The organism is Qingshengfaniella alkalisoli (assembly GCF_007855645.1).
In the GTDB taxonomy this organism is placed as follows: Bacteria; Pseudomonadota; Alphaproteobacteria; order Rhodobacterales; family Rhodobacteraceae; genus Qingshengfaniella; species Qingshengfaniella alkalisoli.
Genome location: NZ_CP042263.1, coordinates 376,247 through 382,321, shown reverse-complemented (window position 1 = coordinate 382,321; position 6,075 = coordinate 376,247). Strand labels below are relative to the sequence as shown.

Below are 6,075 nucleotides of genomic sequence, written 5' to 3'. Positions count from 1 at the left end.
ACAAATTTGGCATTTGAGGGGACACTCTGGATGGCCCCTAATACCAAAGAATACCCTCTTTCTTTAAAATTGAACGATATCAGCAGGCTGATGTCGCTGCCTCTTGACAGAATCGGGAAACTGGACGTTAATTCTGCTACCGGGTGAAAGAACGTTGGGCTAACCAAATATTCACCGTGATAAATAAGATGAAGCCAAAGAAGCTTCGGAATTGAGGTGCCTCTTGGGGCAGGAAAGGGCAGTAATGCTTCAGCCTAAGGCAACGGGCCGGTTCGCGGCGGCCCGCAAATACGACCTTCTTACGGCAATGGGGGCGTATGCGCTGGGTCAGGGTAAGGGGCCGCAGCAACTGACATTGCGGCTGATGACGCTGGTAACGGCGCGCTACAATTGGTCACGCAACGAACTGGCGGTGGGTCAGCGCGAAATCGCGCGGCTGTGGAACGTGAACGAACGCACGGTCAAGCGCGAGATGGCCAAGCTGCGCGGCATGGGCTGGATTCGACTGAAACGTGCGGCGGTGCGGGGTCGTGTCGCGGAGTACGGGCTGGAGATTGATCAGATTCTTCAGGACACGCGAGACCACTGGCGGGCGGTCGGGCCGGATTTCGAACTTCGCATGGGACATGAGCCGACGGAAACGGTGGTGCCGCTGCCTGTGAAGGGGCAAGTGACGGCGCCCGATTGCTCTGACGGGACGGAGTGGTCGTTGGCCAAGGCGGTTCTGCACAGTGAGGACCCGGCGCTCTATGCGGCTTGGGGGCAGGCGTTGTCGCGCGATGGCAGGGCAGGGGGGCGCCTGACCTTGCGTGCCCCCAGCCGGTTTCATGCGGCCTGGGTGGAGCAGCATCTCAAGGACCGCCTGACACGCATCTGTCGGCAGATTGACCCGGACGTGTCGGAGGTGGTGATCCTCGTGTGATGGGCATCGTAGGTTCCACGCTCGCTGGCCCCGCCTCGTGATGGTTGAGTGCCCAAGTCCCGTATCTAACCTCCTGCGAAGTCCAGCCGGACCCGCTTCAGCGTGAAGAAGCGGTCTCGATGATCTTAAAGGCCCAATCAGGCAGAGCGCTACGCTAGCTGCTAAAAATCCGGATTTCGGCGCAGACTACGGTTTCATTCGGGATGGCCTGGGGCGGTAAGAGGGCGAATCTCATTTCCGTTTACTGTCGACCGACGCAAACAGGGATACCGGTTCTTCATATTCTATATGCTCGCATGGAACCCTTATCGTGAATCATACGGCAGTGAGGAGCGGTAGAGGTACGCAAAAAGTTATTATTTCGGAGATAAATAACGTAATATATTGGCTAGCATTATATTATACCCAATAGGAGAGAACGTCTGCGCAGGATGTGCGCCCGCGGGCTGGATTTGAAACGGCACTGAATTTTCTTCCTCTTTCGCGTTGGTCTGCGCGAGCATCTCAATGCGATTGTTCGAGCCGAGTTCTCAATCTCTTGGGTCGCTTTCAACCGATAGCCGATACCCGAAGCCGCGGACATTCTGGATCAGGCGTATGCCGCCGCCGGATTCCAGCTTCTTTCGAAGATAGGCGATATAGACTTCGACAATGTTGGTATTCGGATCAAAGTCATAGCCCCAGACCGCGTTCAGTATCTCCATCCTGCTGACAACACGCTCGGCATTCTCAAGGAAATACCGCAGAAGGTTGAACTCGGTAGCCGTGAGACCAAGATCGATACCCGCACGCTGCGCAGTCTTTCGAGAGATATCAATGGACATGTCGGCGAAGGTCAGCGCTTGCGGGAGAGGTTCTGTCGATATTGATCGCCGTAGCAGGACCTCAACCCGGGCCAACAGCTCTTCGAAGGCGAAAGGCTTCGTGACATAGTCATCAGCGCCAGCACGAAACCCCTCCAGTTTTTCCTGGAGCGCATCGCGCGCCGTCAACATCAGGACGAGGACATCGCTGTCGGCCGCTCGCAAGCGACGACAAAGATCGGCACCCTCGGCGTCCGGCAGCATCCGGTCGAGGATGACCAGCTTCACGGCATCCTCCCGTACGTGGTCGAGAAGATTAGCCCCGTTTGGTTCGACCAGAATATCATAGCCCTCGGCCCTGAGACCGACAGAAAGGAAATCGGCGATTTCCGTGTCATCCTCCACGATCAGGATTGTCGAATATGTCATTTCGGTTCCGCAGACAATGGGAGGTCAATGCGTATCTCGGCACCGTGGCCCGGCGTGCTATGGACACTGATCCTGCCATTGTGCTGATTGATGATCCAATGGGCGATGGCAAGGCCCAAGCCGGTCCCGCTATCGCTCCGTCCGCGAGTCCGACGACCGCTATAGAACCGGCTGAAAGCTTGCTTGGCCTCGTCGGGAGTGAAACCGGGGCCTTGGTCGATTACCGCGATGCGAACCCATCGGTCGACAACTCCAAGGTCAAGACTGACGACGGACCCGGCGGGCGCGACCCGAATTGCATTGTCCACAGGGATCATGATGGCTTGACGAAGTCTTCCCGGATCCCCCGTAACCATGACAGGTTCCAGCACGGCCTGTTGCGGTGAGATGGTGACACCCGGCCGTCTCCGCAAGCCGTGGCAGTCAAGCAAGACATCGGCAAACACTTCCTGAAGGTCGACGGGCTCGGTTTCGACAGTGATGGTTCCCGCCTCGGAGCGGGCCAGGAACAGCAAGTCTTCAACCAGACGCCCAATCTGGTCCGCTTTACGCACCACCTGGGTCAGCGATTGCCGCAAACGTTCATTGGAACTATCCGGCGCGCGCAATGTCACTTCCGCATGTCCACGCAGAATTGTCAGCGGTGTCCGCAACTCATGGCTGATGTCGGCGAAAAACTGCGCGCGATTGGCATCAATATCACGCAGGCGACGGTTGGCGTGCTCAACTTGTTCACTCCTTTCGCTGAGTTCCCGCGTCCGTTCAGCCACCTGTTTCTCAAGTAGGTCGTTCGCGTGAAGCAAACGGTCCCGCTGATCGCGAAGCTGAGAGGTCATAACGTTGAAACGTTCTGCCAAAGCGCCGAGTTCGTCCCGACTACTGACGTCGACCGTATGCGAAAGATCTCCTCGGCCAACCGCATCGGCACCTTCGGATAATGCGGATATCGGGCGGGATATTCCCCGGTGCAGCATGAGAGCGTTACCCAATGCCAGGAGCGCAGCGGTTCCTACCAAGGCAAATGCCAAGAACCGCATCCGATCAGAAAGCTGTGCAGAGCTGGCAATGGCCGCGTTGACCTCGGCACGTTCATTGACGGTTGCGGAGTCGATCAGATCTCCGAGTACGCTGTCCAGACGATGCTCGATCTGGTTCCGATAGATCACCTCGGCATCGGCTTGATGTCCATCGGACAACAAGACCTCTACCTCTTTTCGAACGTGGTCAAGTTCGAGCACCATCTCACGCATTGCATCTATGCGGTTGAGTTCCGGGTGCTCCGGTCGCGGCGCTCCATCATTTGGATGTTGACGCATTTCGGCCAGCAAAAGATCTTCCTTGCGGGCGAGAGCATCGAGCAGCCCATCGCGCGCTTCAATGATCTCGGTGGTGTCGGTGCCCAGAATGAAAAGTTCCGCCACCTGCTCGGAGTAGTCGTTTGCCCACGCAGCAATAAAATTGATGGCCCGTATTTGCTCGTAGGACGTGCTCAACTCGCGCTGGTTTGTCTCTCCGGTCCGAAGGACCGTGATAAAAACAGCCGCGATCAGGCTTACGACGGCTGCCATGATCAAATGGCTGGCAAATAGCTTCGTTTTGATCTTCATATTGCCTGTGGCAGCGCCCTTTAGTGACGTCGGATCGCGTTGGACCCACACGGCCAGCATACAGGTTCGATCTGATCTCGGAACTGCCGATCTCCGATTCTAATTATCTTCTAATTTGAGGTTTGAGCAGTATTGGCGATGCTACAAATATACGGCGCTCAAACCGGTTACTTGGGCCAATGCGGGTGAGACGCAACAAAATGGCGTGCCGTGAAGCGACGTCACGGTACCTCATACAACTCTGAAAGGAATTCTAGCATGCCAAGTTCCATTCAATCTTTCCTGATCGTGTCTTTGACCACTCTCGGATTGGCGGCCTGTGGCGGCGGAGGCGGTGGCGGCAGCGATGATGATGATCGTGGCGGATCGAGTTCTAGCGGTGGTTCCGGTGGAGGTTCCAGCTCCGGCGGCTCCGGCGGAGGCTCAAGTTCAGGGGGCAGCAATACCGGCGTCTACCGCGGATCCTTCACTGCGACCGCAGACCCGGACGATGATTTCCGCCAGCTCGGCGCCTATCGCGGAGGACAATTTAAAGGAACGGTCCAGGCAACAGCCGATTTCCGCAATGACGAGATCGATGTCACTCTACGAGGTACACCAAAAGCAGGTGTCGTCGATTCCTATCGGGCAGAGTACGAGAACGTGCGTATCGAACGGGATGACGACGACTACGAATTCGATACGGATCGCGGTCGGGAGACGTTCACCTATGGGAACTACACGCAAAATTCTCGTACCGAGCTTGATGGTGACATGACACGCGACCGGTCACGTATTAGCGGTGAATTCGACACTGACGACGATGATGATCGCATCGAGATCGACGGTAATTTCAACGCAACACGTCGGTAACCCGGTGATTGGAATGTTTGTTCTATAGGGTCGTGGTGAAGGCTACGAATTCACGGCTCTGGTCCTGTGCTGTCTACCTCCTGTTCGGGCATCTTCCAACGATGTCCTTTGGGCAGGAGGTCGACTATTTCATTGTGCCAGAGGGAAGTATCGCTCAGGCTGAGACAGTTCTTCTAGCTGAAGGGAACCAATCGACGTCTCGTGCGGACCAGGTGTTCTTTGACGCGCGTATTGCCCTTTTGCGGGAAAACCTGGCTGAAGCGGAGCGACTATTTCGTGAGGTGCTGTCGCTGGAACCCGCCCATTCTGCTGCTCGGGCCTATCTGGGCCTGACGCTTGCGGAAATGGGGCGCAACTCCGCTGCCATCTACAATTACCGCTTCGCCCTCGCGGATGATCTGCCATCCGATGTTTCGCGGCCCATCCGCGACTATATTCTCGAGAATGATCGGGGGCTTGGTTTCAACACCTTCGCTTACTTTCATATCAATCGCCAGACGAACCCATTTCTCGAAAGCAATCTGACAGAGATCCGCGTAGGCGATTTCATCTTCGCACTGGCCGACCCGGAGGGTGGAACAGAGGAAACGGTGCTCGAGTTTGGTGGTAACCTCGGCTACAGGTTTCAAGTCTCCGAGACGGGCCATTTTCTGTTTCGCCTGCGCGCGGATTTCGACCACTACACCAATTCGAACTTCACCTCCTGGTCGGTGACCCCCTCGCTTGCTTATGAGTTCCGCGTCGATCAAGACAAGGAACTTGCGTTGGGCATGTCCACCGATTTCGAGTTTCTCGAGAGCGAACTTGTAGAGCGGGAAATAGGCCCGGTGCTTCGCTTGCGCTGGGAACATGACGAACGTTTCCGCAGCAGCTACTTTCTCGAGGTGCTTGATCTGCATAGCCCTGGACGACAAATAGCCTCCGGTGTCTCCTACGAGATCGGCGCGGCTTTCGAGAAGGTACTTACGCCGCGATGGGCCGTAAACGGGGCCGCGTCAGTCTATCGGGCGGAACTGCAACGTAAGCGGTTGGGCTACGACGAATACAGGTTGGTGCTGGGAACGAGAACCGTGCTGCCCAACGGAATCCGGGTTGGTGGCGCGGCCTATCTGGAAGACCGTGTCTACCATGCTGACAGCCGTATCTTCGGCGTGACGCGCCGCGACCAGACCGCAACCATCAGCGTCACGGTCGGCTCATCGGAGGTGGAACTGGCCGGATTTTCGCCGCAAGTCAGGGTCGAGTATGAAGAACGCCATTCCAACATTGCGCTCTACGAGTCTACCAACAGTTCAGTGGCGCTGGAAGTAACCCGTTCATTCTGACCGGTGCCGCCGCAGGACTTGCTGCAATCCGGTGGCACAATGCATGCGTCCCTCAGGCCAATCCGAACATCGTCCTGCGTCCGACGTCAGCGCGTTTGCGGCCTGACACCATTCTACCGTGGCCAGCACACAAGCAG

The 6,075-nt window shown here is 56.6% G+C and carries 5 protein-coding genes; 3 read left to right on the top strand and 2 right to left on the bottom strand.

The annotated features are described in order from the left end of the window. The first annotated feature begins 244 nt into the window (after positions 1-244). A complete protein-coding gene (locus FPZ52_RS15030) occupies positions 245-922 on the top strand; it encodes a hypothetical protein (protein WP_146366418.1) in 678 nt (225 codons plus the stop codon). A gap of 530 nt (positions 923-1,452) precedes the next feature. Here FPZ52_RS15030 and FPZ52_RS15025 read toward each other — a convergent pair. Further along, on the bottom strand, positions 1,453-2,154 hold the full coding sequence (locus tag FPZ52_RS15025) for a response regulator transcription factor (protein ID WP_146366417.1): 702 nt from the start codon (positions 2,152-2,154) through the stop codon (positions 1,453-1,455). Beyond that, positions 2,151-3,761 carry a sensor histidine kinase gene (locus FPZ52_RS15020; protein WP_168201380.1) on the bottom strand — a complete coding sequence of 537 codons (1,611 nt, stop codon included), beginning with the start codon at positions 3,759-3,761 and terminating at the stop codon, positions 2,151-2,153. Before FPZ52_RS15020 ends, FPZ52_RS15025 begins: the two co-directional genes overlap by 4 nt. A gap of 258 nt (positions 3,762-4,019) precedes the next feature. Between FPZ52_RS15020 and FPZ52_RS15015 the strand changes: the two genes are divergently transcribed. Both FPZ52_RS15015 and FPZ52_RS15010 read left to right on the top strand, forming a co-directional pair. Further along, a complete protein-coding gene (locus FPZ52_RS15015; RefSeq protein WP_146366415.1) occupies positions 4,020-4,613 on the top strand; it encodes a hypothetical protein in 594 nt (197 codons plus the stop codon). Positions 4,614-4,648: 35 nt separating this feature from the next. Further along, positions 4,649-5,938, top strand: a complete 1,290-nt coding sequence (locus FPZ52_RS15010) for a surface lipoprotein assembly modifier (protein WP_146366414.1) — start codon at positions 4,649-4,651, stop codon at positions 5,936-5,938. The last annotated feature ends 137 nt before the right edge of the window (positions 5,939-6,075 follow it).